General features: G+C 39.1%; 19 protein-coding genes. All 19 read left to right on the top strand.

The annotated features are described in order from the left end of the window. Positions 1-30: 30 nt before the first annotated feature. A complete protein-coding gene (locus Q7J63_RS01350; RefSeq protein WP_304883657.1) occupies positions 31-1,473 on the top strand; it encodes a lipopolysaccharide biosynthesis protein in 1,443 nt (480 codons plus the stop codon). Next, positions 1,470-2,549, top strand: coding sequence for a DegT/DnrJ/EryC1/StrS aminotransferase family protein (locus tag Q7J63_RS01345; RefSeq protein ID WP_304883656.1), 1,080 nt, complete (start codon positions 1,470-1,472; stop codon positions 2,547-2,549). The genes Q7J63_RS01350 and Q7J63_RS01345 overlap by 4 nt, the downstream gene beginning before the upstream one ends. A 7-nt stretch (positions 2,550-2,556) precedes the next feature. Beyond that, the gene (locus Q7J63_RS01340) at positions 2,557-3,123 is read left to right on the top strand and encodes a hypothetical protein (protein ID WP_304883655.1); all 567 of its coding nucleotides are present in this window, start codon (positions 2,557-2,559) and stop codon (positions 3,121-3,123) included. After that, the gene (locus Q7J63_RS01335) at positions 3,101-4,066 is read left to right on the top strand and encodes a glycosyltransferase (protein WP_304883654.1); all 966 of its coding nucleotides are present in this window, start codon (positions 3,101-3,103) and stop codon (positions 4,064-4,066) included. The genes Q7J63_RS01340 and Q7J63_RS01335 overlap by 23 nt, the downstream gene beginning before the upstream one ends. A 587-nt stretch (positions 4,067-4,653) precedes the next feature. Further along, positions 4,654-5,802, top strand: coding sequence for a glycosyltransferase family 4 protein (locus Q7J63_RS01330; protein WP_304883653.1), 1,149 nt, complete (start codon positions 4,654-4,656; stop codon positions 5,800-5,802). 3 nt (positions 5,803-5,805) lie between these two features. Further along, positions 5,806-6,993, top strand: a complete 1,188-nt coding sequence (locus tag Q7J63_RS01325) for a glycosyltransferase family 4 protein (RefSeq protein ID WP_304883652.1) — start codon at positions 5,806-5,808, stop codon at positions 6,991-6,993. A 3-nt stretch (positions 6,994-6,996) separates the two neighbouring features. Continuing rightward, on the top strand, positions 6,997-8,130 hold the full coding sequence (locus tag Q7J63_RS01320; protein ID WP_304883651.1) for a glycosyltransferase family 4 protein: 1,134 nt from the start codon (positions 6,997-6,999) through the stop codon (positions 8,128-8,130). Further along, a complete protein-coding gene (locus Q7J63_RS01315; RefSeq protein ID WP_304883650.1) occupies positions 8,118-9,407 on the top strand; it encodes an O-antigen ligase in 1,290 nt (429 codons plus the stop codon). The genes Q7J63_RS01320 and Q7J63_RS01315 overlap by 13 nt, the downstream gene beginning before the upstream one ends. Beyond that, positions 9,404-10,432, top strand: coding sequence for a glycosyltransferase (locus tag Q7J63_RS01310; RefSeq protein ID WP_304883649.1), 1,029 nt, complete (start codon positions 9,404-9,406; stop codon positions 10,430-10,432). The genes Q7J63_RS01315 and Q7J63_RS01310 overlap by 4 nt, the downstream gene beginning before the upstream one ends. A 1-nt stretch (position 10,433) precedes the next feature. Then, positions 10,434-11,573, top strand: a complete 1,140-nt coding sequence (locus Q7J63_RS01305) for a glycosyltransferase (protein WP_304883648.1) — start codon at positions 10,434-10,436, stop codon at positions 11,571-11,573. A gap of 25 nt (positions 11,574-11,598) precedes the next feature. Then, positions 11,599-12,150 carry a WcaF family extracellular polysaccharide biosynthesis acetyltransferase gene (locus Q7J63_RS01300; protein ID WP_304883647.1) on the top strand — a complete coding sequence of 184 codons (552 nt, stop codon included), beginning with the start codon at positions 11,599-11,601 and terminating at the stop codon, positions 12,148-12,150. Next, the gene (locus Q7J63_RS01295) at positions 12,147-12,902 is read left to right on the top strand and encodes a glycosyltransferase family 2 protein (RefSeq protein ID WP_304883646.1); all 756 of its coding nucleotides are present in this window, start codon (positions 12,147-12,149) and stop codon (positions 12,900-12,902) included. The genes Q7J63_RS01300 and Q7J63_RS01295 overlap by 4 nt, the downstream gene beginning before the upstream one ends. 8 nt (positions 12,903-12,910) lie before the next feature. Continuing rightward, positions 12,911-14,587 carry a capsule assembly Wzi family protein gene (locus Q7J63_RS01290; RefSeq protein WP_370691851.1) on the top strand — a complete coding sequence of 559 codons (1,677 nt, stop codon included), beginning with the start codon at positions 12,911-12,913 and terminating at the stop codon, positions 14,585-14,587. Between the two features lie 481 nt (positions 14,588-15,068). After that, on the top strand, positions 15,069-16,205 hold the full coding sequence (locus tag Q7J63_RS01285; RefSeq protein ID WP_304883645.1) for a glycosyltransferase family 4 protein: 1,137 nt from the start codon (positions 15,069-15,071) through the stop codon (positions 16,203-16,205). 968 nt (positions 16,206-17,173) lie between these two features. Then, a complete protein-coding gene (tnpA, locus tag Q7J63_RS01280) occupies positions 17,174-17,620 on the top strand; it encodes an IS200/IS605 family transposase (protein ID WP_304883644.1) in 447 nt (148 codons plus the stop codon). A gap of 345 nt (positions 17,621-17,965) precedes the next feature. After that, positions 17,966-18,901 carry a UDP-glucuronic acid decarboxylase family protein gene (locus tag Q7J63_RS01275; RefSeq protein ID WP_019600722.1) on the top strand — a complete coding sequence of 312 codons (936 nt, stop codon included), beginning with the start codon at positions 17,966-17,968 and terminating at the stop codon, positions 18,899-18,901. Between the two features lie 436 nt (positions 18,902-19,337). Continuing rightward, positions 19,338-20,495 carry a glycosyltransferase family 4 protein gene (locus tag Q7J63_RS01270; RefSeq protein ID WP_304883643.1) on the top strand — a complete coding sequence of 386 codons (1,158 nt, stop codon included), beginning with the start codon at positions 19,338-19,340 and terminating at the stop codon, positions 20,493-20,495. Between the two features lie 880 nt (positions 20,496-21,375). Beyond that, a complete protein-coding gene (locus Q7J63_RS01265) occupies positions 21,376-21,963 on the top strand; it encodes an acetyltransferase (RefSeq protein ID WP_304883642.1) in 588 nt (195 codons plus the stop codon). Positions 21,964-22,167: 204 nt separating this feature from the next. After that, a complete protein-coding gene (locus tag Q7J63_RS01260) occupies positions 22,168-24,078 on the top strand; it encodes a nucleoside-diphosphate sugar epimerase/dehydratase (RefSeq protein WP_304883641.1) in 1,911 nt (636 codons plus the stop codon). Positions 24,079-24,849 lie beyond the last annotated feature (771 nt).

Below are 24,849 nucleotides of genomic sequence, written 5' to 3'. Positions count from 1 at the left end.
AAGTGCCCAAAAAAAAAGGAATTTTATTAAATGTCGCTTAAAAAGAAGGCCCTTGCTGGCGTGTTTTGGTCAGCGCTAGAGCAGTTTGGCAATCAAATTATAGGCTTCGTTATTTCCATTGTTTTAGCGCGACTGTTATTACCGGAAGAGTTTGGATTGATCGCCATGCTTGCCATTTTTATGGGACTTGGGGGTGCTTTGATCAATAGTGGTCTTACCCAATCGCTCATCCGTACCGAAAACCCCAATGATGAGGATTTCTCTACCGTTTTCTATTTCAATCTTTTGGGGAGTGTGGTTATTTATGGGCTTGTCTCCTTATTGGCTCCTTTCATTGCTGATTTCTACAATCAACCCCAACTGACGTTAATTGTTAGGGTTTATTGTATCGTATTTATCATCAATGCTTTTGCTGCAGTACAAACCACGAGGTTGTCAAAAAAGATGGATTTCAGGACACAGATGCTGGTTTCAACACCCTCTTTGGTCATTAGTGGTTTTGTGGGCATAGGTCTGGCACTTTACGGCTTTGGGGTATGGAGCCTTGTTTGGAGCAGGATTGCCCAAGCCATTGCTTCTACCGTTCAGCTTTGGTACTGGTCTAAATGGAGGCCATTATGGCTATTCAGTAGCGAAAAATTTACAGAACACTTTAATTTTGGGTTTAAATTAACCCTCTCAGGTATATTAGATACGGTGTTTGTAAATGCATACACCATCATTATTGGTAAATTTTTCGCTCCTGCACAGGTAGGATTTTACAGCAAAGCGGATGGATTACAAATGCTTCCAGTACGCGTAATCAGTGGTATCGTGAGTAAAATAACCTATCCCTTGTTTTCAGAGATTCAAAATGATGACATCCGTTTAAAAAGTGTCTACAAAAGAATCATGCAAATGGTAATCTTTCTCGTGGCACCAACCTTAATTTTTATTGCGGTATTGGGCGAGCCCATATTTAGATTTTTATATACAGAAAAATGGTTACCTGCTGTGCCTTACTTTCAAATACTCTGTGCTGCCGGTATCCTCTATCCTATACATGCCTACAATCTTCAGATATTGAATGTAAAGGGCAGAAGTGATTTGTTTCTAAAGCTTGAAGTGGCTAAAAAAATAGTGCTCTTGATCGTATTGGCTGTTTCCTTTCAATTTGGAATATATGGACTGCTGTTTGGAAGTGTTATTTTCTCCATGATGGCTTTTGGAATCAACACACACTACACGGGGAAATTTATCAATTACACTGCATGGCACCAAACAAAAGATTTACTGCCTACGATTTTATTGGCTTTATTCTCTGGTTTGATTGTGTATGGATTAGACAGCATGCTTGATGGTTTAAAATTCCATGATTTTGTTCGGATTTCAATATGCGGTCTTGTAGGTGGAGGTGTTTATTTACTTTTCTCCATACTTCTTCAACTGGAGTCCTTAGTTGAGTTAAAAACTTTAATAAAAAGAAAATCATGATCCCTGTCACCAAACCTTTTTTACCCGATAAAGCAGATTACCAAAAACTAGTTGACCAAATCTGGAAGAGAAACTGGTTGACCAATAATGGTCCACTTGTGAATGATCTGGAATTAAAACTAAAAGAAACCCTAGGGCTTGAGCATCTCTTGTTCACCACAAACGGCACCATTGCCATACAGATGGCCATCAAAGCTTTGGGGCTAAAAGGGGAAATCATCACCACGCCCTTTTCGTATGTCGCAACCACGAGTTCAATTGTCTGGGAAAATTGTACTCCTATTTTCGCAGATATCGATCCGGAAAGATTTACCATCGATCCTCGAAAAATAGAGGAGTTAATTACCTCTAACACCACAGCCATACTTGCTACTCATGTTTATGGTATTCCCTGTCATATTGAGGAGATTGAAGCCATTGCAAAAAAGCATAATTTAAAGGTTATTTACGATGCAGCCCATGCATTTGGAACTACTTACAAAGGAAAAAGCCTTTTAAGCTATGGAGATATCAGTACTTTAAGTACCCATGCCACCAAGTTGTTTCATACCATCGAGGGTGGAGCAGTAATGGCAAATGATCCTGAAGTTTTGAAGACTTTGGCTTATATGCGGAACTTTGGACACAATGGTCCGGAAGAATTTTATGGGCTTGGGATCAATGGCAAAAACTCTGAGTTCCATGCAGCGATGGGCTTGGTTAATCTCAAGCATCTTGAAAGCATTCTGGAAAAGCGGAGGACCGACAGCCTTCATTACGATCATTGGCTGAAGGGTAGGGATATACAAAGGCCGGTTGTCCCCCAAGGCACCAATTATAACCATGCCTACTATCCTGTACTTTTTGAAAGTAAAGAGATAGCCATGAAAGTCTTTAAAGCTTTGGAAATGCATGAAATCTTTGCACGCCGCTATTTTTATCCTTCCCTATCTGCACTTCCATACCTAACAAAGCAGGAAACTCCTGTATGCGACGATATTGCAGCTAGGGTTCTTTGCTTGCCTTTGTATTTTGATTTGAGTCAGGAAGAGATTGATTTGATTTGCAGGTTAATCATTAGGACTTTAAAGTATTAATTTTTGTATGGCAAACTCATTCTATTCTCCGGAGGAACTTAAGCACATTGGTTTTAAGTCTTTTGGTACAAATGTCCAGATTAGTAGAAATGCTCAATTTTATGGTGCAGATAATATGACCATTGGCAACCATGTTCGTATCGATGATTTTTGTATTCTTTCCGGCGGGATTACCCTAGGAAGTCATATCCATATTTCAGCTTATAGTGCCTTGTTTGGCAAATTTGGGATTGTGATGGAAGACTATACCGGACTTTCACCCCGCTGCACTCTTTTCAGCGCCTCGGATGATTTTGGAGGGGATTATTTAATCAGTCCGATGGTTCCTGAGGAATTCACCAATGTTACTGGAGGTACAATAATTTTAAAGCGTTTTGCCCAAATCGGGGCAGGAACTGTAATTCTTTCAAATGTCACTTTGAATGAAGGGGTGGCAGTGGGAGCGATGAGTTTGGTCAAGCATAGCTTGGACGAATGGGGGATATATGCAGGGACCCCGGTAAAATTAATGAAAAAAAGAAATCAAGGTTTATTGGATCATTTTTTAAAGCATGAAGGAGAAAGAGGAATATAAAGTGCTTCAAAGTCAAACACCTATGGTAAGTGTAGCAATGATTACCTATGGGCATGAAGCATACATTAAACAAGCGATCGAAGGCGTCTTGATGCAACAATGTGATTTTGAGTTAGAGCTAATTATAGCCAATGATTGTTCGCCTGACAATACAGATTCGGTTGTTCAGGATATTTTAGATAATCATCCTAGAGGCAAGTGGATAAAATATACAAAACACGAATCAAACAAAGGAATGATGCCTAATTTTGTATGGTCGTTAGGTCAATGCAAAGGAAAATACATCGCCTTTTGTGAAGGCGATGATTACTGGATTGACTCTTTGAAATTGCAAAAACAGGTTGATTTTTTGGAAAAAAACATTGAATATGTCATGTGTTTTACAGATCGAAATATTTTAATTATGCCAAGTGTTAAGGCAGAAGAAACTTCTTTTTTACATCAAGAAAGAGAAAAATCATTCACGTTTAAAGATATTCCATTTATGTCCCCAACATTAACCAGAGTATTTAAAAATATCGACCTACCGAAGGATAATATAATCTGGAATGATACTGTTCATTTAACTTGGATATCGAATTATGGTAAAATAATGTATTTGAAGGAAAAAACTGCGGTGTATCGTGAGACAGGAAATGGAGCATGGACTTCCTTAAATGATCTCGAAAAGGGTAAACATTTAATTATTACGCGATTAAATTCTATGAAAGTTGCTCCTAGGTTACTGAAGTTTAAGCTTAATTTGATTTCCAGTAAGATGATTTTACGATTATGGATAGAGAACTACCCCTATTCTAAATCAGAGATTACCCAAATCCCAATGTCTAAATATCTGTTGTTAATATTAGAAATGGATAATATATTTATGATTAAATTATTAAATTTTTTCATATGTAAAACTTTAAATTTATATGCATTTATTTTAAAAAGTAAATATATTTAATTATAATTTATATTTGCTATTAATAAATAGTAAAATTATGTGATATAATTTCATTATTTCGATATAATAAATTCAAATTATATAGTGTTAATTTCAATCCTTAAAATATATATTGTATTTTTATCATATTTAAACTCAGGGAAAATATTGGTGTTTAATAATACTATAATTTTTCTTAAAAAAATAGTATTAAAAAAGTATAATAAAACACTTATAAAAAAATAATTAATCATAAGTCCCGAGATGTTTAATGTGAGCTAAAAAAAGTAAAAAAAATTGAAATAATTACGTATAATACAAAGCGAATAAATTATTTTCTCAAAATTATCATTTATAAAATTAGGCTCAAGCTAGTCAAGATCCGATTTATTTTTTACATCTTTCGAGTATATTCTAGCGCATGCTTACAAAAAAAAATGATTCAAATTCCATTTTTACTGAATAAAAAAATAATGAATGGTCAATTAATTCGTTTCATATTGATTTACTCATTTTCAAAAATATTTATTCATTTATCACTGAGATAATAAATGGTATTCAAACAGACACATATGTTATTTCAATTAATTCGATGAAATGATCCAATTATGAAACATAAAGGTATTTATTTAATTACGGAACCTGGCTGTTTAGATACGGATTCAGGAGCAAATCATCATATTCGTACAGGTTTTTCGCAATTGAGTCAGCAATTTGAAATCCTTTTTTTTATAAGGGATTCAAAAGCAGACTTGAGAAGTAGTGATCATAGTTTAAATACGTCTTCTTTAAATTCTTCAAAGACAATATTAAATAAGGGGTCTATATTGAAAGGCAGTATTATTGATTTAATAACTCTGTTTAAGAACTTATTTTATATTTTTAAATTAGTTAATAACCTTAAAAACGAAAAAGCTTCGTTTATTTATGAGCGTAAAGCTTATTTAAACCCTACCGGATTAATTGCTGCTAAAATTTTAAAAATCCCTCATTTCTATGAAGCGAATGGGCTTCAATTTCAGCGAATGGAAAAATATTATAGTTCCTTTTTTAACCCAATGACACGTATTCTTGAAAAATGGACATATTCTTTTTCCGATCACGTTTTTTTTGTAGGTACTTATGGTAATTACTGGAAACTGAAGTCAAAAAACTGGTCAAATATTGAAAATGGTATCGAGGATACTCATCTCAAATATTTTGATAAGCATTCCAAAGTTTTTGAAGATGATATTCATATATGCTTTATAGCCCGACTCATGAGTCATCATCGTCAGGAAATTCTTATTCAATGTTTGCAGAGTGTGGCCAATAAAAATATTCATTTGCATCTAATTGGTTCGGGACTAGAAGAAATAGAAGAGGCTTTAGGAAATATAATTAAAGTAACAAATTATGGTTATAAGGATAGGGAAGCAATTAAGCCTATTTTGAAAATGATGCACATAGGAATAATACCAGGGAGTCCTGAATTTACATCTACTATGAAAATTTTTGATTATGGGAGTGCTAAATGTGCTGTTATTGGACCGGATATAACGAATTTTAAATTTTGGTTTTCAGATAAAATTGCTTTTTTCAAAAAAAATGATGCGACTGATTTCGCAAGAGTACTTAATGTTCTTTTGAAAGACAAGACCCTTGTAATAGGGTATGGCGTAAAAATTTTTCAACACATAAGTGAAAATTTTACATGGAATAAAGTATATGAAAAAGTGACTTGTAAAATGATAGTAGAAATTGATAAAACTAAATAACCTGTGAATATACTGCATATAAATGATAAAGTTGAGATTAGCGGGGGTGTAGAGGTTAATATAAATAATATTATTAAATATTTAGAGATTGAGAAAATTTCAAATTATTGGATTGGGATTTATAACAATGGAAACTATTTTTTGAAATTTAATTTTGATAATAAAGTTATATTTACACAAACCCTGGCAAAAACAATTGATTTTATAAATAAAATTATCATTAAGGAGAAAATAGATATTATTCATATTCATAGCATTTCTGACCCCGGAATTGTATCGGAGATTGTTAAACTTGCTCCTGTGGTAAAAAGCATGAGAGATCCACGCATGTTTTGTCCTGGACAAGGAAAGTTTTGGAGAAAGTCCGAACTTGTCTGTAACATTCCATTTGGTATCCATTGTTTATTTCATGCGTATTCACAAGGATGTATGAATAGACATCCTAAAAGAGTAGTGAATTCCATGAGGAATACTGCTGCTGAAATAGTTTTTTCTAAGAATAATTATAAGGCTATTATTGTTATGTCAAAATATATGTTTGATGAATCTTTAAAAGTAGGAATTCCAGAAAATAAACTTATATTAAATCCCCATTTAACTGAGATTGTCGAAGAGTCTTTAATAAATATTTTAGATCTTTCTAGGTCAAAAAGGATTGTTTTTATTGGTAGACTGTCAAAGACAAAGGGTGTCCATTATTTTATTAAAGTTGGGCTTGAAGTTCTCAAAACGCATAAGGCTGTTATATTTGATATAATAGGAGATGGCCACGATCGGGCATTGTTTGAAAAAATGATCCCTGATAATTTGAAGAATAATTTCCATTTTGCAGGTTGGAAGAGCCCAAAAGATATTTCCGAAATCTTACAGCGAGGTTATATGATGATTTTTCCTTCAATTTATCCGGAAGCATTTGGCATTTCTGGTATCGAAGCAATGATGCATGGCAAACCTGTCGTAGGATTTGATGTGGGCGGTGTAAGTACATGGTTAAAAAATGATGAAACTGGATATTTAGTCAAAGTCAAAGATATTAAGTCTATGACTGAAAAGGTTAAAATTCTCTTAGATGATTCGGATCTTTATTTAAAAATGAGTAAGGAAGCCAGACGTACTGCTATTAAAGAATTCTCACCAGAAATCCATATTAAAAAGCTCTTGGAAATCTATAACAAAGCTTTGGAGGTTTAACCTATGAAAATATCACTTTTGACAGATGGAATATATCCTTATGTGATGGGAGGGATGCAAAAACATTCCTATTTTTTAGCCAAACATTTGGCCCAAAAAGGTGTTGAAATTGACCTGTATCATTTTGTTCCTGTTTCAAATAGTAATCTTGAGGCTCCATTTAGTGCAGAGGAATTAGCATACATTAATATTATAAACCTTGAATATCCTGCCAAGAAAAGATTTCCCGGACATTATTTGTATGAGAGATATTTATATTCAAAAGCAATTCTGAACCAATTAAATCAGAGACCTCTTCCAGATTTTATTTATGCCAAAGGTTTCAGTGGTTGGGCTATATTAAAAAGCAGGGAATTCCGTAAAAAGAAAATCCCAATTGGAGTGAATTTTCATGGGTATGAAATGTTTCAGCGTTGGCCTGATCTAAAAACGGGACTAAAGCTTCAGATTTTAAAGGCACCTGTCAAATACACTATGGCTCAGGCTGATTTTTTATTTTCTTATGGGGGTAAAATTTCGGAAATAATCAGCAAAAAGGGCTTTGAAGATAAAATAATTGAAATTCCTACTGGGATTGGTTCTGAATGGTTGAGAGAAACTTTAGGAGAAAGAAAAGATCAAAAAATAAGATTTGTTTTTGTGGGCAGATCAGAACGGAGAAAAGGCATTGTTGAGTTAAACAAAGTCCTTACTTCTTCAGGTTTTCAAAATTTTGAGTTTCATTTTGTAGGCCCAATACCTGAATCAGATAGATTAATTAAAGAGGATATCATTTATCATGGTGCTCTTTCCAATCAGCAAGAGATTAAAAGTGTTCTTGATCAAATGGATGTGCTGGTTTGCCCTAGTTATTCAGAAGGAATGCCCAATGTGATCATGGAAGGGATGGCAAGAGGTCTTGTAATAATAGCTACAGATGTTGGCGCTGTTAATATGTTGGTAGATGAAGCAAATGGTTGGGTAATTAAAGGTGATATAATTACTGGAATTAAAGATGCTATTATAAAGGCAATTAATGTGGATGATAAAAGTCTAATGAAAATGAAATGGAAATCAATAAATAAGGTAAAAGAATCTTTTACTTGGGAAGAAGTAATAAAAACCACTATTTCTAAAATCCAAGAATGCATTTCCTGATAAATTATATTTTTAGAAACAAACCTTTTTTTTTGGGGATTATCTTAATAATCCTCATTGGAGGAATTGCGGGTTTCATAGGTGCTTTTTTAATATTTCTTCTCTTTTTTCTTTACTTAAAGAATTCAAGATTACAATTTCTTTTGATTACATTTTTGGTTACTTTTTTTTTAGGGGATAATATATCTGGATTTTTGAGTTTTAATAATAATTTTAGATTTCTAATTTTAGGATTTGGCCTGATTTATCTTTTAAAGTTTAATATTCTGAAAAGAAATGAGGGGATGGTTTTGCTTCCTTTCACAGTAGTGGCATTAACCATTACCTTTTTATTTTCTCCTTTGGGATTGGATGCCCTTATTAGGTCCATTGGTTTTTTATTGGTGGGCTTGGTGATTTTTAAATCCATCAATAAATTATATACTGCTGATAGTAATAAGGCTTCTGATTTATTGATATTAGTTCTGTTTTTATATTTTTTAATTAATGCAATCCTAGTTTTTATTCCTACATTCTACTTGGTGGGTAGATTCAGTGGCTTGATGAATAATCCAAATGGGCTTGGAATGCTTGGCATGTTGAGTTTTGGAATTATCGATTTGTTGCAAAAAAGTAAAAACACTTCTTTTACCGATCGATTTTATTTGGGTTTTAAAATTTTGCTTTTTGTTCTGGTTTTGCTTACTGGCTCAAGAACAGCTATGTTGTCAATAATAATTTATTTGGTTGTTCTCCAAGTGTACAAGAACAAGAAGTTTTTGATTTTGGTGGTTTTGATGTTCTTTCCTCTTTCTTATTTACTTTATAATATAGATTTTATAGCTATTTTCAATTCTTTGGGTTTGGGCGAATCTCTGAGGACTGATTCATTGGAAAGTGGAAGTGGAAGGATGGAAACATGGATGGTTGCTTGGGATGAAGTTAAAAATCAACCTTTTTTTGGAAAAGGAATGATGTATGATAATTATTTTATTGATGAATATAGAGAAACCTTTATTGGAGAAAATCAGGGGCGTCATTGGTATGGTATCTGGAGCTCTTATTTAAGTTTGTTGTTGAATGTTGGCATTGTCGGGTTAATTGCCTATTTGTTGTTTTTGTTTAAATGCTTCCAAATGGCACACAATAAAAAATTGGCATTTGCCTTTTTGATACTTGTCTTGGCATCAGGTGTAACTGAATCTTGGATGGCAGCATCCATGAATGCTTTCACCCCACTTTTATTTTTATATTTTGCCATTCAGGCACAACCGAATAATCCATATAAGACTTCATGAATATTCTGATTTTGTATACCAGATTGACTGGATATTGGATGTCCTGCATGAGGTTTGACCATAAACAAACAGGCAATACGTATTTGGTGGTCAGAAAATCCCCCAGCCCTGACGCTCCATTCGCCATCACCAGTGAAAAAGGAATTGAAATTGTAGATGGTGATGGTTTGTCTTCGTACGATGTACATAGTCTAGCAAAAAAGTTTAGGCCTGGTATCCTTTATCTATCTGGCTGGGCCGATCCAAGATTTAAAAAAGTCGCGCTTGATTTTAAAAAGCAGGGGATACCTGTGTTGATGGGAATGGACAACCATTGGTTGGGGAATTTCAAGCAAAAAATTGCTTCTTTTATCAGTTATTTCTTGGTCAGAAGATATTGTACCCATATTTGGATACCGGGAAATGCACAACTTAAATTTGCGCATAAATTGGGGTTTTCCGAGGCAAACATTTTGAAAGGTTTGTATTGCGCAGATGATTCCGTTTTTTCAGACATCCAACAATATAAATTCAAGAAACAAATCACCTTTGTGGGTCGATTGGTGGACCACAAGGGTGCCGAAATATTGTTTGATGTAATAAGGGAGTTAATCTTGGAGAATACATTGGATTTTGAAGTGAAGGTAATTGGAAATGGGCCCTTGTCCGAAAGGATTCCCAAGCATAAAAATATACAGCATTTGAATTTTGTAAACCCTCAGGATTTGCCAAAGGAATTGGAAAATGCAGGTTTTTTTATTTTACCCAGTCTTTATGAAGCATGGGGTGTGGTTGTACATGAGGCTGTTTTGGCTGGCCTTCCTGTCATCACGACCCATCAAACTGGTGCAGCTTCTCAGTTTGTTGACCATGGAACAAATGGTTTTATTTATGATGCTTATGACAAGAAAGCATTGAAAAATATACTATTAAAATTGGCATCGATATCCGAAGATGATTATCAGGCGATGTCTTTCAAAAGTAAGGAAAAGGCCCAATCCATCAATCTTAGTCTTTGGTCCTCCACTTTAAATTCAGTACACTAAATTGAAAAATATCCTCATTTTCGTGGATTGGTATCTGCCCGGCTATAAAGCTGGGGGTCCCATTCAATCGGTAATCAATTTGGTGAGAAATCTCGAAGATGAATATGCCTTTTTTATTGTCACTTCGAATATGGATTTGGGTGAACCTGCACCTTACCCGGGGATTGCATTTGATTCCTGGATACAAAATGGTAAGCATCAAGTCATTTATTTAGATCGAAAAAACCAGACTTTTCAAAAATACAGAGAATTATTTGCGGAAAGAGAGTACGATGGGGTCTATTTTAATTCTATGTTCTCGATTAACTTTACCTTGAAACCATTGTTTTTGGCATCGCGACGATCAAAAATGAAAGTAATCCTGGCGCCAAGGGGAATGCTTGGTGCAGGGGCATTACAGATCAAAAAAAGGAAAAAATCATTCTTTCTAAGTCTTTTTAAAAGCGCTGGAATCCATCGCAATATAATTTGGCATGCGACTGCGGATACAGAGGCTTCTGAAATACAACACCATTTTGGATCCAACTCTATAATCCAGATTGCCACCAATCTTTCAGCTGTAAATGCTAAAGATTTAATGTTCAAAAGCAAGGAAAGAAATCAGTTGAACCTTTTCTTTCTTTCCAGAATTTCCTCCAAAAAGAATTTAAAGGGAGCATTGGAATATTTGGCGAAACTAAACAAGCCATCTACTATCATCGCCTTTACCATCATTGGTCCTGTGGAGGATCAGCAATATTGGTTGGAATGCCAAGAGCAAATTCGATATTTGCCCTCGAATATAAAAGTAAATGCCTTAGGCGCCATTCCAAATCACCTATTAAAGGAGCATTTGAAGGAACAGCATTTTATGTTGTTGCCCACTTTCCATGAAAACTATGGCCACGTGATCATGGAATCCTGGCAGAATGGCTGTCCCGTGATCATTTCCGACCGAACACCTTGGGAAAACCTTCAAGAGCAACAGGTTGGTTTTGATATTGCGCTTGAGCAGCCATCGGATTTTATTGCTGCAATCGAGCAAGCTGCTTCGATGACCGATATGGAATTTCAGGAATGGTCTAAAGCTTCCTTTGAATTTGCCAAAGCTAAGACACAAGACCCTCAATCCCTTCAAAAATACCGCGAACTTTTTGGTTAACTCCCAAATGAACTTTTGATACACCATGCGCACTCAACTTTCATCGTACAATATTGATTGGTATAAGCCTGGAAACAGGTTTAAAATTATCATTTGGTATTTTGTCAACGTTCTTTTTTTTATCAATCCTTTGAATCCGCTGTCGGGACTGAAATGTTTTCTTTTGCGGCAATTTGGTGCAAAAGTGGGCAAAGGAGTCATGATTAAGCCCGGTGTTAACATCAAATATCCATGGATGTTGGAAATCGGAGATTATGTATGGATAGGGGAAGAGGTTTGGATCGATAACCTGACATTGGTCTCCATAGGCAGTAATGTTTGTATCTCTCAAGGCGCTTTGTTGCTCACGGGAAATCACAATTACAAAAAAGAAACATTTGACCTGATGACTCTAAAAATAGTTTTGGAGGATGGGGTATGGATAGGTGCAAAATCAGTAGTATGTCCTGGGATCACCTGTAAATCCCATTCCGTTCTGGCCGTGGGTTCAGTAGCCAACACTGATTTAAAGGCCTATTCTATATATCAAGGGAATCCAGCAGTCATAGTTAGAGAAAGAATAGTCGCTCCGTTTTGAAAGTCAGCATCATTACCGTCACGTACAATTCCGCAGCAACTTTGGGACACACCATTCAGAGTGTAAAGGACCAGGATTATCCGGATATTGAATATATCATTGTCGATGGGAATTCGGTTGATGGCACGCAGGCAGTCATCAAAGACAATCTGGATATCGTCCATAAATGGATCTCCGAACCGGACAAGGGGCTTTACGATGCCATGAACAAGGGGATTCAAATGGCTTCGGGAGATGTTGTGGGCATTATCAATTCGGATGATTTTTATCACCGGCCGGATGCGATATCCAAAATCGTGGAGGGTTTTCGAAAACATGGGGTGGAATGTGTTTTTTCGGATATCCGTTTTGTCAACCACGACAATTTGGATAAAACAGTGCGCTATTATTCCTCAAAGAAATTCGATATTGGCTCCTTTTCATGGGGATATATGCCCGCACACCCCACTTTCTTCACTTTCAGGAAGAACTTTGAAAAATATGGACATTATAAACTGGACTATACCATCGCAGCGGACTTTGAATTGCTTGTGCGTTTTTTATACAAACACAGACTCTCCTATAAGTATTTGAATTTTGACATGATGAAGATGCGCTTGGGTGGTGTAAGTACCAATTCACTCCAAAGCACCATCACCATCAATCGGGAGGATTTAAGGGCCTGTAAGGAAAATGGTTTGAAAACAAACTATCTCAGATTGTATTCCAGATATTTCAGAAAAGTTTTTGAATACCTACCGATGCTACATTAAATTTGAGGGTGAAACAATTCCTTAGTTTTTTTGTGCTGTATGGAGCTTTTGCCGGAATGCTTTATTCCCAATCTCTCCCTGCGAATATTCCTGTTTTGGAGGAGCGTGGAAGAAGGCTGCAGCTGTTGGATACTTTGCCCTTACAGGCTTCCTATTTTCAGCGACCTATGGTTGGGAACTATGATTTCTTAAATCGGCTCTTTCCAGAATTTCTAGCCAAAGTTCCTGCTGTTGAAATCTATGCTTTGCCGCTAACAGCCATCTCCCAAATGAATACCAAACGGCCTTATGGATGGGGAGATTATGGAATGATCCCAAGTAGGGGAGGACAGCAGTATATCAGTTCAGGACTTTTTGTCAAATACAAATTCATCCATCTTCAGCTACAGCCGGAAATGGTTTTGGCACAGAACAAGGCCTACCAAGGTTTTTCCAATGATTTTAGCGACAGGATAATTGGTGCAAGATTCGTGTTTTGGAACTATGGGGACTATCCCGAGAGGTTTGGATCAGGTGGATATTCGAAATTTTCATTGGGGCAATCCAAATTGTCCGCACAGTTTGGTGCTTTTGAGGCTGGTGTTTCCACCCAGAATCTCTGGTGGGGTCCGGGTCAATGGAATGCGCTGACATTCTCCAACAATGCCCAAGGATTTCCCCACTTGACCCTCAATACGACAAAACCAGCTAAAACTTTCCTGGGCAATTTTGAGGGGCAGTTTATCATGGGGAGGATTGAAGAATCGGGACTTGATCCTTCGCAAAATGCGGTTTTAAATAATCGGTTTTTCACCAAATTTTCAGGAGACTGGAAGTATGTCAATGCAATAAACATCTCCTATGCTCCAAAATGGGTTCCGGGGTTATATTTGGGTGCCAGCAGAACCTTCCAACAATACAGAGAACGGATGGGGGATGGATTCAGAGATTACTTCCCCATTTTGGATCCATTCCAAAAGGTAGGAGTATTTGACAATGGCAATTCAGTGGTTTTCGATGGTGCCGGCAGAGACCAAACTGCGACACTATTCTTCAGATGGGTCATTCCCAAACACCACACTGAATTTTATGCAGAATTTGGCCGAAGAGACCACGCCTTCAACTGGAGGGACGCGATCCTGACCCCCGAACATGCACGGGCGTATTTGATGGGATTTTCTAAATTAATTCCCTTGTCCAAGGAAGATCAATATGTGCAGTTAAGAGGAGAAATAACCCACCAGCAAGAATCCATCAACAGGTATATTCGCTATGTAGGTTTGGGGGGTGGCATTTCCTGGCACACCCATACACCTGCCCGAGGTTTTGCGAACTACGGCCAGCCCCTTGGTGTTGGCATCGGTGTTGGCTCCAACGTCCAGACATTGGAACTGGCGATAGTCGAAAAGTTCAACAAATACGGCATTCTTCTGGAAAGACTGGAAAACCAACAGGATTTCTATTACCGTGCCTTTGGCCAGCAAAAAGAACACAAACCCTGGGTGGACCTCAGCCTTGGCTTCCTTTTTGACCATCGCTGGGACAATCTTCTGCTCAGCTCCAAGGTCCAGCTCATCCATGGCCGCAACTACCAATGGCAGCTCGACCCAAGCAGTACCCCGGATTTCCCGAAAGGGGAGAACCTCTTCTCCGTGCACAGCCAGGTGAGTTTGGTATATTTGTGGGGGCAGCAGCGAGCGAAGTAGGGTTGGGCGTTTTCTGGTATGTGGTATTTAGTATTTAATCCCTTTGGGATTTTGGTATGTGGAAGTTTAGCGGGAGAAAATTGTACTAAGTACTAAGTACGAAGTCGGCTTTCATAAAATATGCAGATTTCTGGGTGCACTAGCCCTGGTGTCCTCATAGCAACTCCAAACCAATTATAGCTGCATAAAATACCTTACACCACATACTAAATACCAAGAAACCAAAGGTTTCAAATACCACATACTTCGTAAAGCTGTACAAAGTACCAAGAAAGTCTACATAAAGTACCTTAGCCAACATACCAAATACCAAGAAACCAAAGGTTTCAAATACCAAAAACACTGTACAAAGTACTAAGTATAAAGTAGGCCATGCCGCAATAAGCTGCATAAAGTACCTTAGCCAACATACCAAATACCAAGAAACCAAAGGTTTCAAATACCACATACCACATACCACATACCAAATACCAGAATCCGCATGCTAACCGAAATCCCTTTTTTATTGAAAGTGCTGCTTTTTTTGTGCAGCTCATTTTTGATTACTTATTATCTGATTCCTAAAATCGTGTGGGTGGCACGGGAGAAAGAGTTGGTGGTGAAGCCGGATCATCGGAGTTCCCATCATGTGGTTACGCCCTCCTTTGGCGGCGTCGCCTTCTTTATCTGCTTTATCCTCTGCTACTCATTTCTGCGGAGCGAATATGCCTCGATATCGAGTATGTTTTTGATTCCCGGCGTCACCGTCTTGTTTATCGTGGGCTTGAAGGATGACTTGGTCATCTCCTCTGCGCTGGGCAAACTCTTTGGGCAGGTGATTGCGGTTTCCATCCTTTTTCTGAATCCCAGTTTCTGGCAATTGTCCTTCCATGGCTTCTTGGGCATCCATGAGCTCCCGGTTTACCTGAGCGTTCCCTTTATCTACCTCTTCATGATCGGATTTATCAATGCCTATAACCTGATTGATGGGATCGATGGTTTGGCATCCATCATTGGGGTGGTGATCCTAGGTTCCCTGGGGGCTATGTATTTGCAGATCGGGATGGAATATTTCTTTCTGGTCTGTATGCTTTTGATCGGCTCCCTCTTGGCATTCACCCGATTCAATTTTTCCAGATCCATCCGCAGAAAAATATTCATGGGAGACACAGGATCCCTGTTTATAGGTTTTTTGATCGGATTCCTTGCCTTGAAAATGTTGGCGATGAGTCCGACGGAAGTCCTTCGCTTGGGTATCCTGCCCGAAAATCTCCCCGCTTTGTTGTTGATAATCCTGAGCATCCCGATTTTTGACACGCTCAGGATCATGGTCTCCCGAAAGCTTTCCGGACAGAAGATTTTCTTGCCGGACCGAAACCATGTCCACCATATCCTGATCGATCTGGGCTACACCCATTTCAAGACCAGCCTGATGCTCTCCGTAGCCAATATCTCCTTGATCGCCTTTGCCTATTGGCTTTCCATCCATTTTTCTTGGCCGTACCTGCTGGGTTTTATCCTGCTGCATTGCGGCATTGCCTATTCCACTTTCCACTACCTCAAATCGAAAGTGAGGCCCCTCCCCCTCAAACGCAAAAAACGCAAGGGACGCATGTCGTTCCTGCAGCATCTGTTTTAGCATCCAAGTCTGAATCCACATTTGGTTCAAGTCTTCAGACTTGGACCCTCCACTTACAGTCTTCAGACTGCACTGAAGCATCTACCTGTTGAGGAGAAAAACCTTCAGGTTCCAATCCTTTTCTTTAGCCAAAGATTCTGCATCAAATTCGACTCCTTCAGCGTCGGGGGTCCATGATATGGCATTTTGCCACCGGATTGCATCCGGGGCCAATCGGATTCAAGTCTTTCAGACTTGGGCTCACCGAATGCGGGATGGAATTTTTTTGGTTAATTCATTCATTGATCTGGGCAAATCTTTGATTGGATCCATGAAAATAGAGTTTTATAGAACCCAACCCAACCCAACATTCCTCGATTCTGCAGATCGCCACCGCTGACAATTCCTGAAGGGAATAAAATTGAATAGCCACCCATGCGAATGGGTGGGAAATGTGATTTCGGAGATGATTCCACAACTCCGGCAGGAGTTGAATTTGGAGGCCAAAAAAAATCATCGATCGGAAATTCAATTGTCAATGGAGATATACCCTCTTGGATCAAATTCGACTCCTTCAGAGTCGGGTGTCCATGATATGTCATTTTACCACCGGATTTCATCCGGGGCTATTCGAATTCAAGTCTTTCAGACTTGGGATCATCGAATGGGGAATTGAATTTTTTTGGTTAATTCATTCATTGATCTGTGCAAATCTTTGATTGGATCCATGAAAATAGAGTTTTATAGAACCCAACCCAACATTCCTCGATTATGCAGATCGCTACTACTGACAATTCCTGAAGGGAATAAAATTGAATAGCCACCCATGTGAATGGGTGGGAAATGTGATTTCGGAGATGATTCCACAACTCCGGCAGGAGTTGAATTTGGAGGGCAAAGACGAATTAAACGTTTATTTAAACCCCTCCTAAATTCAAATTTCATATTTTGTTGGATAAAAAAATCTCCAAAACCAATGGTCTTCTGTTATGAGCACTTATTCGCAATTACTTTATCATATTGTTTTCTCAACTTTCAATAGATCCGCCACCCTTCATGAAGATGGTCGTCCGGAATTGTTCGCCTACATTTGGGGGATATTGAAAAACAAAAAATGTCATTTGTACAGGATAAATGGGATGGAGGATCACCTCCATATTTTCACCCACATACCAACATCAATAAGCGTGGCTTCATTGGTAAAAGATATCAAATTGGGAAGTTCCAAAATGATAAAAAACAATAATTTATTTGAAAAATTTAATGGATGGCAAGAAGGTTACGGTGCCTTTACCGTGGGGCATTCTACAAGAAACACCCTTATTGATTATGTGAAAAACCAGCAAGAACATCATCGAATCATTGATTTCATTGACGAATACAAAAAAATACTGGAAGAAAACGGGATCCAATATAATGAGAAATATTTGTCATAATTCTAATCCTTGAGGTCTGTCTGTCGGAAAATGCAGGTTCGAGGGGTTATGGTACAAAGTTTTTACCATTGGATTCCTCCGAGTCCATTCAAGGTTGAAGCCTGCCTGTACCGGTAAGCAGGCCCTTTACGCTTCCTTTTAGATTCATCTTTTTTTAAAAAGCAGTCTGAAGACTGCATCGAAAGGATACAAGTCCGAAGACTTGAATCCTCGCCGAATTTGGTGCTATTGGAAAACGAAATGCACACTAGGGGTTCCAATCCCTGGATGGGATTGGAATTTTTGGAAAGAATCCTTTATTATTATTTAAAAAAAAATCAACATCTTTGAACTTTGATTGAGATTATGAAAAAAAGAATTATGATAACAGGGGGAGCTGGCTTTTTGGGCAGTCACCTTGGCGCACGTTTGTTGGAGGAAGGACATGATATCCTTTGCGTAGACAATTTTTTTACCGGACAGAAAAGGAACATTGCCCATATGATGGGGAATCCCAATTTCGAATTGATGAGACATGATGTCACTTTTCCACTCTATGTGGAAGTGGACGAAATCTACAATTTGGCATGCCCGGCCAGTCCTGTCCACTACCAGTTTGATCCGGTCCAAACCACCAAAACCAGTGTGATCGGTGCGATCAACATGCTGGGCTTGGCCAAGAGAACCAAAGCAAAAATTCTTCAGGCAAGTACCTCGGAAGTCTACGGGGATCCCGAAATCCATCCGCAGCCGGAAACCTACAAGGGTTCTGTCAGCACCACGGGGATCAGGGCCTGTTATGACGAAGGAAAGAGATGTGCGGAGACGCTGTTTTTCGATTATTACCGCCAGCACAAGGTGGACATCAAGGTCATGCGGATCTTCAATACCTACGGACCGAACATGCATCCCAATGATGGGAGAGTGGTCAGCAATTTCATCGTGCAGGCTTTGACCAATCAGGACATTACCATCTATGGAGACGGAAACCAATCCAGAAGCTTCTGCTATGTGGATGACTTGATCGATGGAATGGTACGCTTGATGAACAGCAGGGACGGATTCACCGGTCCTGTAAACATCGGGAATCCTGTGGAATTCACCATGTTGGAATTGGCCGAATTGATCCTCAAACAAACGGGAAGTGCTTCCAAACTGATTTTCAAGCCCCTGCCACAGGATGATCCGATGCAGCGGCAACCGGTTATTGATATGGCCAGAAAAGAATTGGGTTGGGAACCAAAAGTTTCATTGGAGGAAGGTCTGGTGAAGACGATCCATTATTTCAAAAGCATTTTGTAAAGCATTGGGAAAGATTTAGGCGTACGGAAGACTCCAAGTCTTTCCCATTTTTCCCCATTTTGGGGAATTTTTTTGCCCAGTTCGGATTCTGAAAGGCATGGTTACCCTTATTTAAAACCTAAAATATTGTCTTTATTCCTTTTTTAGGCGTTATTTTGACGGGAAAAGAGGCAAGAATTGATTCCAATACCTTGGCTTGATTGTTGTCATTTTGTGCTTCTATTAGGCCGTTAAATAAAGCCCAAAACAAATATTGAAAAAAAATATTTCGTAAGGGTTTTGGCCTTGAAAAGCAGTTTGTCTTGTTCGAAATAGAGATTTTGAGAGACAAAAGGTTGCTGGCCCTAGCCAAAAAATTATATTAAACATATTTTGGATAGGATATTTTGATTTTAAAATGACTTGTCTGTAACTTTACAAAAATTAATTGATTTTTATGGATATTTTTCTAGCCATCGCAACGTCTTTTTTGATTGGGTTTTTGATCACGCCGATATTGGTGCGCGTGCTCAAGAAAATGCAAATTATGGATGCCCCCGGGGGAAGAAAAATCCATGATGGATTTATCCCTTCCATGGGAGGAGTAGCCATTATCGTGGCGACTTTCATCTCTATCTTTTCTTGGTTTCAGTACCAGCAGCTTTTGGAAATCCGCTATTTCCTCGCAGCATTTGCCTTGATCTTCTTTATCGGTTTGAGGGATGATATGGTTGATCTTACCGCAGTACAAAAACTGATAGGACAATTGGTGGCTACCTATATGGTGGTGATCATGTCGGACATCAGGATTTCCAGTCTCTATGGATTTATGGGGGTGTATGAGTTGCCGCTTCTCATCAGTTATGCCATTACCTTCTTTACGATCATTGCCCTTACCAATTCCTTCAACCTTATTGACGGCCTTGATGGCTTGGCAGGAACCATCAGCCTGATTACTTTTCTCTTTTTGGGATGGTGGTTTATCAATGCTGGAGTGGAAAGTTATGGCTTGTTTGCCTTGATCCTGGTGGGAGGGATTGTGTCCTTCCTGATGTTCAACTGGCATCCAGCCAAGATATTTATGGGGGATACAGGTTCTTTGAGCTTGGGATTTGCCCTTTCCACCCTGACGGTTTTGTTTATCGACACCAACGGGACGATGAGTGAATTTCAGGGCTGGAAATTTTATGCACCGATTGCCTCCGGTGTCGCCTTGTTGATCATTCCAGTCTATGATACCGCGAGGATTTTCACCAAACGTGCGCTAAAGGGGAAATCCCCAATGGCTCCCGACAAAGGCCATGTCCATCATTTCCTGTTGCGGATGGGGATGCGGCACGATCAGGTGACGCTTACCTTGGGCTTGATCAAAATCGCTTTTATCGTTCTTATTTTTGCTGCCCACAACCTGAATGACCACTTCCTGCTGCCTATCGTAATCCTCTCCGCCTTGGCGATGGGATTTAGGTTGGATGCCCTTACCCTAAAGCGGGTGAAGGAAATCTGCAGAACTTCTCCTCCGGTGCTCTCCATCAACCAAAAACCAAAATACCTGAGCAAAAAACCGGTCATCCAATCTAAAATCCTGAGAAACGCAAAAATCAGCAACAATTAAACTCAAAATAGGCAAGAGGCTGGCTTGCCAATGGGCTTGCAACTGGAAGAAAATCAAATGATACAGGGAATAACGCATTTTACCGATAAGGTGAAGTCAAGAATTACAGGTGAAGACTGATTATGAAATGATTTCAGACTGGAATAGAAGTAGAAATGCACAATACACATTAAAATTTGGTTTTTGAATAATTTTTTAAGGCATTTGGGCTTGCCTATTTAACCAGAGAGACAAAAAAAACAATGATATCTTTTGGTTCGACAAGTAGATGAAGTGTAGGTTTGGGGAATTTCAGAAACTGTTTTTTTTCAGATAGTTAATTGTCAATTCAATAATTCCCTAGGCCTTTTGCCTCTTTAGAAATCCTGATTTCCAAAGATCCTATAAATGAAGTGGCACGCCAATTGTTGCTTTAATTAGATTGGGAATTAGTTTTTCGGCAACTTTATTGTACTTTAGGGGCGTCTAGATTACCGTTTATTTATACCAAATACCATTAAACTCGAATTTTGTGTACGCAATTCTATTGCGGTACCAAATTGCTTAAAAACAGTCAATCATTGGTGATTTCGACTTCACTAAAACGGTGCGATGTCTAAGTTTCCAAATCCTATGAATTCCTTGCAATTTCAATTCTCATTACGAAACCAAATGCATAAAACAGATTAAACTTTCTTCCCCTGTTTTTGGTCCCAATGAAAATGAATTTAACAAAAGGCTTCAAATGCAGGTTTGATTGCCCCCCAACGGATGGAATGCAACCAACGAAAAAAAGGCGCAATAGGAAAAGCCTCAGTTGTATAATTTCCCAGCGAGGTCCATTGTCCTCATTAGTCCCCAATAGATTATTCCTGTTTTAAAGGTACCCAAATTTCAACGCATGTATATTTTAGGAGCTTCACGGCACGCAAAATCCGTCATCGATCAATTGGAAAGTATCCATCTTGTGGAAGGTGTTTTTGATGACAATCCCGAAATAATATCAATTTTGGGATTAGAAGTGAATTCACCGATTCCCGATACCTTCTCGGAAGATTTACCAATCCATATTGCCATCGGGGACAATTGTCTCAGAAAATCCATTTCTCAGAGGTTGCCCAATGGGGCTACTTATATAAATATCCTTCATAATTCAGCCATTGTTTCCAAATACGCACGCTTGGGCAAAGGTATTGTGATGATGGAGCGGACCATAGTAAAAGTGGATACGACTGTCGGCAACCACGTGATCATCAATACGGCCGCTTCCATTGACCATGATTGCCAAATTTCTGATTTTGTCCATATCGCTCCCAATGCTTGCCTGTGTGGCAATGTAGAGATCGGTGAGGGGACTTTGGTTGGGGCAGGTTCAGTTATTTTGCCTGGAGTGAAGGTAGGGAAGTGGTGTGTGATTGGAGGAGGAAGTGTTGTCCACAAAGACATGCCCGATGGATCCAAATGGATTGGATCAAAGAATATTTGCTGATTGGACTTGGTCCAAAATACAACCTCTATTGCTCAAATAAGTTATTTTTTTGGAGGATAACCTATTGCAAATCCAGATTGTAAACTATGCTTTTTCGAAGAAAATAGATTTGGTTACTAGGTATTTAATGAATCATGTTTATCTTTGTCTCTAATTAATATTATGTGATTCACCCAATAAACAAATCCCATAAAAACTTTTAATATGGATTTTTTGAAAAAGTTAAAAATTCTTCCGAGGTGGATAATTGCGGCTTTGGATTGCATTATTTTACTTCAGTCTGCATTTTTCGGGTATTTGGTCCGATTTAACTTCGAGCTTGACATTGTAGAAGAAAATGGTGCTTTTGTTGGAAGTTTGACTTTTATGTTGGGTGGGGCAATGGTGATGCTCAATACCAAAAGTTATGAGGGAATAGTAAGGCACACCGGATTCAGGGATGGTTCGATTATCTTCAAGACCATCATGATCAATTTTGCTCTTTTCATTGTTTTCAACCTTTTGAATGAGCAATTCCTCACACTGCCCTATCTGATTCCTACTTCGGTTCTGATCATTGCCTCGCTTTCCTCCCTGTTTTTATTGGTGTTTTACAGATTGGTGGTCAAAGAATCTTTTTTGTATATCAAAAATGGAATTCCAAACAAAGATTTGAAGATAGGGGTGATTTTTGGTGCAGGCGAAGCGGGTATTATCGCACAGGATGTAATCAAAAGAGACAACAAATCAGATTTTCATACCATTGCTTTTTTGGATGATGATTCCAAGAAAGAGGGGAAACATATCGACGGCAAGAGGATCTACAAAGGGCTTGGTGATCTACAAAGGTTGGCTTCCGAGAATGGAGTGACCGAGTTGATCATTGCGGTAAGGGACCTTTCCATCGAACGCAAGCGGGAAATCATTGACGAATGCTTGCGGGTAAACGTGCATGTGCGGATTATTCCACCGATCAATCAGTGGATCGATGGAGGGCTGAATCCGGGTGCCATCCGTGAGGTCAAGATCGAAGACCTTCTGGGAAGAGATCAAATATCGCTCGACAATCCCAAAATCGAAGAAACACTTTACGGCAAAGTGGTGATGGTGACCGGTGCAGCTGGTTCCATCGGCAGCGAACTCTGTCGACAAATCATTCATTACAGACCGAAATTGCTGATTTTGGTGGACCAAGCGGAATCCCCATTGTATGATATTGAACAGGGCTTGAAAGATTTCGGTATTTTCACGCCCTTCAAAGTTATTCTTTCGGATGTCAGGGACAGAAGAAAAATGAAGGGTATTTTTCGGACCTACAATCCTCAAGTGGTTTTTCACGCGGCCGCATACAAGCATGTGCCGATGATGGAAAACTACCCTGAAGAGTCCATTCGTTGCAACGTTTTGGGGACCAAGAACCTTGCAGACCTTTCTGTACTTCACAATGTGGAGAAATTTGTACTGGTCAGCACGGACAAAGCCGTCAATCCAACCAATGTGATGGGGGCCACCAAAAGGGCTGCCGAAATGTATGTCCAGTCACTCAATGAGTTTTTGGAGAACAACCATAGAAATCCCCATACCAAATTCATCACCACCCGATTTGGCAATGTCTTGGGTTCCAATGGATCGGTGATTCCACTCTTCAAGAATCAGATCCTGAAAGGGGGACCCATTACCGTGACGCATCCGGATATTACCCGTTATTTCATGACCATTCCTGAAGCCTGTCATTTGGTTTTGGAAGCGGGCGTCATGGGCAATGGTGGTGAAATCTATGTGTTCGACATGGGCAGTCCCATCAAAATCGTCGATTTGGCCATGAAAATGATTCAGTTGAGCGGGAAAAAGTTTGATGAGGAGATTAAGATTGTATATTCAGGGCTAAGGGATGGCGAGAAGCTGTACGAGGAATTGTTGAACGATTCGGAGACGGTTAAAATCACCCACCATCCCAAAATCAAAATTGCCGCAGTACCCCACAGTTCCTACCACAAAATCGAAGGCCAAATCGATCTGTTTCATGACATGATCGAAAAAGGCACAGAAAACGACCTTGTTTCCCATTTGAAGAATATCGTCCCTGAGTTTATCAGCAATTCCTCCAGATTTGAGGTGCTGGACCGGATGAATTGATTTTTTGACAGTGCTAGGATTCATCCACGGTTAAAATCGCGTAGCGATGGAAGAAATCTTAACCGGGGATTTCAATCCCTAGGTCTGGGGAAGGTTCACCCCCCAAGAATCCCGTAGGGATGGGACAAATACCATAATGCCAAATTTTGCGCGAGTCTCCCCACAAAAAAATCGATTTTTCACTTAGGTCTCGACCGCCTTTTTTCCATAAGGAATTGTATAATTAAGAGTTCGGCCGTGCCTCTGGCACTCTGATCTGGGGAACGTTTTCTGCTTTCCCCACAATGAATTGTGTGGTTAAGACTTCGGCCGTGCCTCCGGCACTTTGATTTGGGGAGATTCATGGATAAGGTCTGGATTCGTCCATGGTTAAAATCGCGTAGCGATGGAAGAAATCTTAACCGGGGATTTCAATCCCCGGTCTTGGGGAAAGGTTCACCCCCCAAGAATCCCGTAGGGATGGGACAAATACCATAATGCCAAATTTTGCGCGAATCTCCCTACAAAAAATATCGATTTTTCACTTAGGTCTCGATCGTCTTTTTCCCATAAGGAATTGTGTGGTTAAGATTTAGGTCGTGCCTCTGGCACTCTGATCTGGGGAACGATGTCTGCTTTCCCCACAATGAATTGTGTGGTTAAGATTTCGGCCGTGCCTCTGGCACTCAGATCTGGGGAGATTGATGGGATGGATAAGGTCTGGATTCGTCCATGGTTAAAATCGCGTAGCGATGGAAGAAATCTTAACCGGGGATTTCAATTCCCGGTCTT

Source organism: Rhodonellum sp. (assembly GCF_030656585.1).
In the GTDB taxonomy this organism is placed as follows: domain Bacteria; phylum Bacteroidota; class Bacteroidia; order Cytophagales; family Cyclobacteriaceae; genus Rhodonellum; species Rhodonellum psychrophilum.
Note: the sequence above shows the minus strand (reverse complement) of the source record. Positions and strands in the feature narration are given on the sequence as shown.

Coding starts and splice junctions, on each gene's coding strand:
- Q7J63_RS01315 (WP_304883650.1), top strand. CDS start 8,118: ATGCATTTCCTGATAAATTATATTTTTAGAAACAAACCTTTTTTTTTG.
- Q7J63_RS01350 (WP_304883657.1), top strand. CDS start 31: ATGTCGCTTAAAAAGAAGGCCCTTGCTGGCGTGTTTTGGTCAGCGCTA.
- Q7J63_RS01330 (WP_304883653.1), top strand. CDS start 4,654: ATGAAACATAAAGGTATTTATTTAATTACGGAACCTGGCTGTTTAGAT.
- tnpA (WP_304883644.1), top strand. CDS start 17,174: ATGAGCACTTATTCGCAATTACTTTATCATATTGTTTTCTCAACTTTC.
- Q7J63_RS01335 (WP_304883654.1), top strand. CDS start 3,101: ATGAAGGAGAAAGAGGAATATAAAGTGCTTCAAAGTCAAACACCTATG.
- Q7J63_RS01300 (WP_304883647.1), top strand. CDS start 11,599: ATGCGCACTCAACTTTCATCGTACAATATTGATTGGTATAAGCCTGGA.
- Q7J63_RS01310 (WP_304883649.1), top strand. CDS start 9,404: ATGAATATTCTGATTTTGTATACCAGATTGACTGGATATTGGATGTCC.
- Q7J63_RS01320 (WP_304883651.1), top strand. CDS start 6,997: ATGAAAATATCACTTTTGACAGATGGAATATATCCTTATGTGATGGGA.
- Q7J63_RS01265 (WP_304883642.1), top strand. CDS start 21,376: ATGTATATTTTAGGAGCTTCACGGCACGCAAAATCCGTCATCGATCAA.
- Q7J63_RS01270 (WP_304883643.1), top strand. CDS start 19,338: ATGGATATTTTTCTAGCCATCGCAACGTCTTTTTTGATTGGGTTTTTG.
- Q7J63_RS01285 (WP_304883645.1), top strand. CDS start 15,069: ATGCTAACCGAAATCCCTTTTTTATTGAAAGTGCTGCTTTTTTTGTGC.
- Q7J63_RS01345 (WP_304883656.1), top strand. CDS start 1,470: ATGATCCCTGTCACCAAACCTTTTTTACCCGATAAAGCAGATTACCAA.
- Q7J63_RS01275 (WP_019600722.1), top strand. CDS start 17,966: ATGAAAAAAAGAATTATGATAACAGGGGGAGCTGGCTTTTTGGGCAGT.
- Q7J63_RS01260 (WP_304883641.1), top strand. CDS start 22,168: ATGGATTTTTTGAAAAAGTTAAAAATTCTTCCGAGGTGGATAATTGCG.
- Q7J63_RS01340 (WP_304883655.1), top strand. CDS start 2,557: ATGGCAAACTCATTCTATTCTCCGGAGGAACTTAAGCACATTGGTTTT.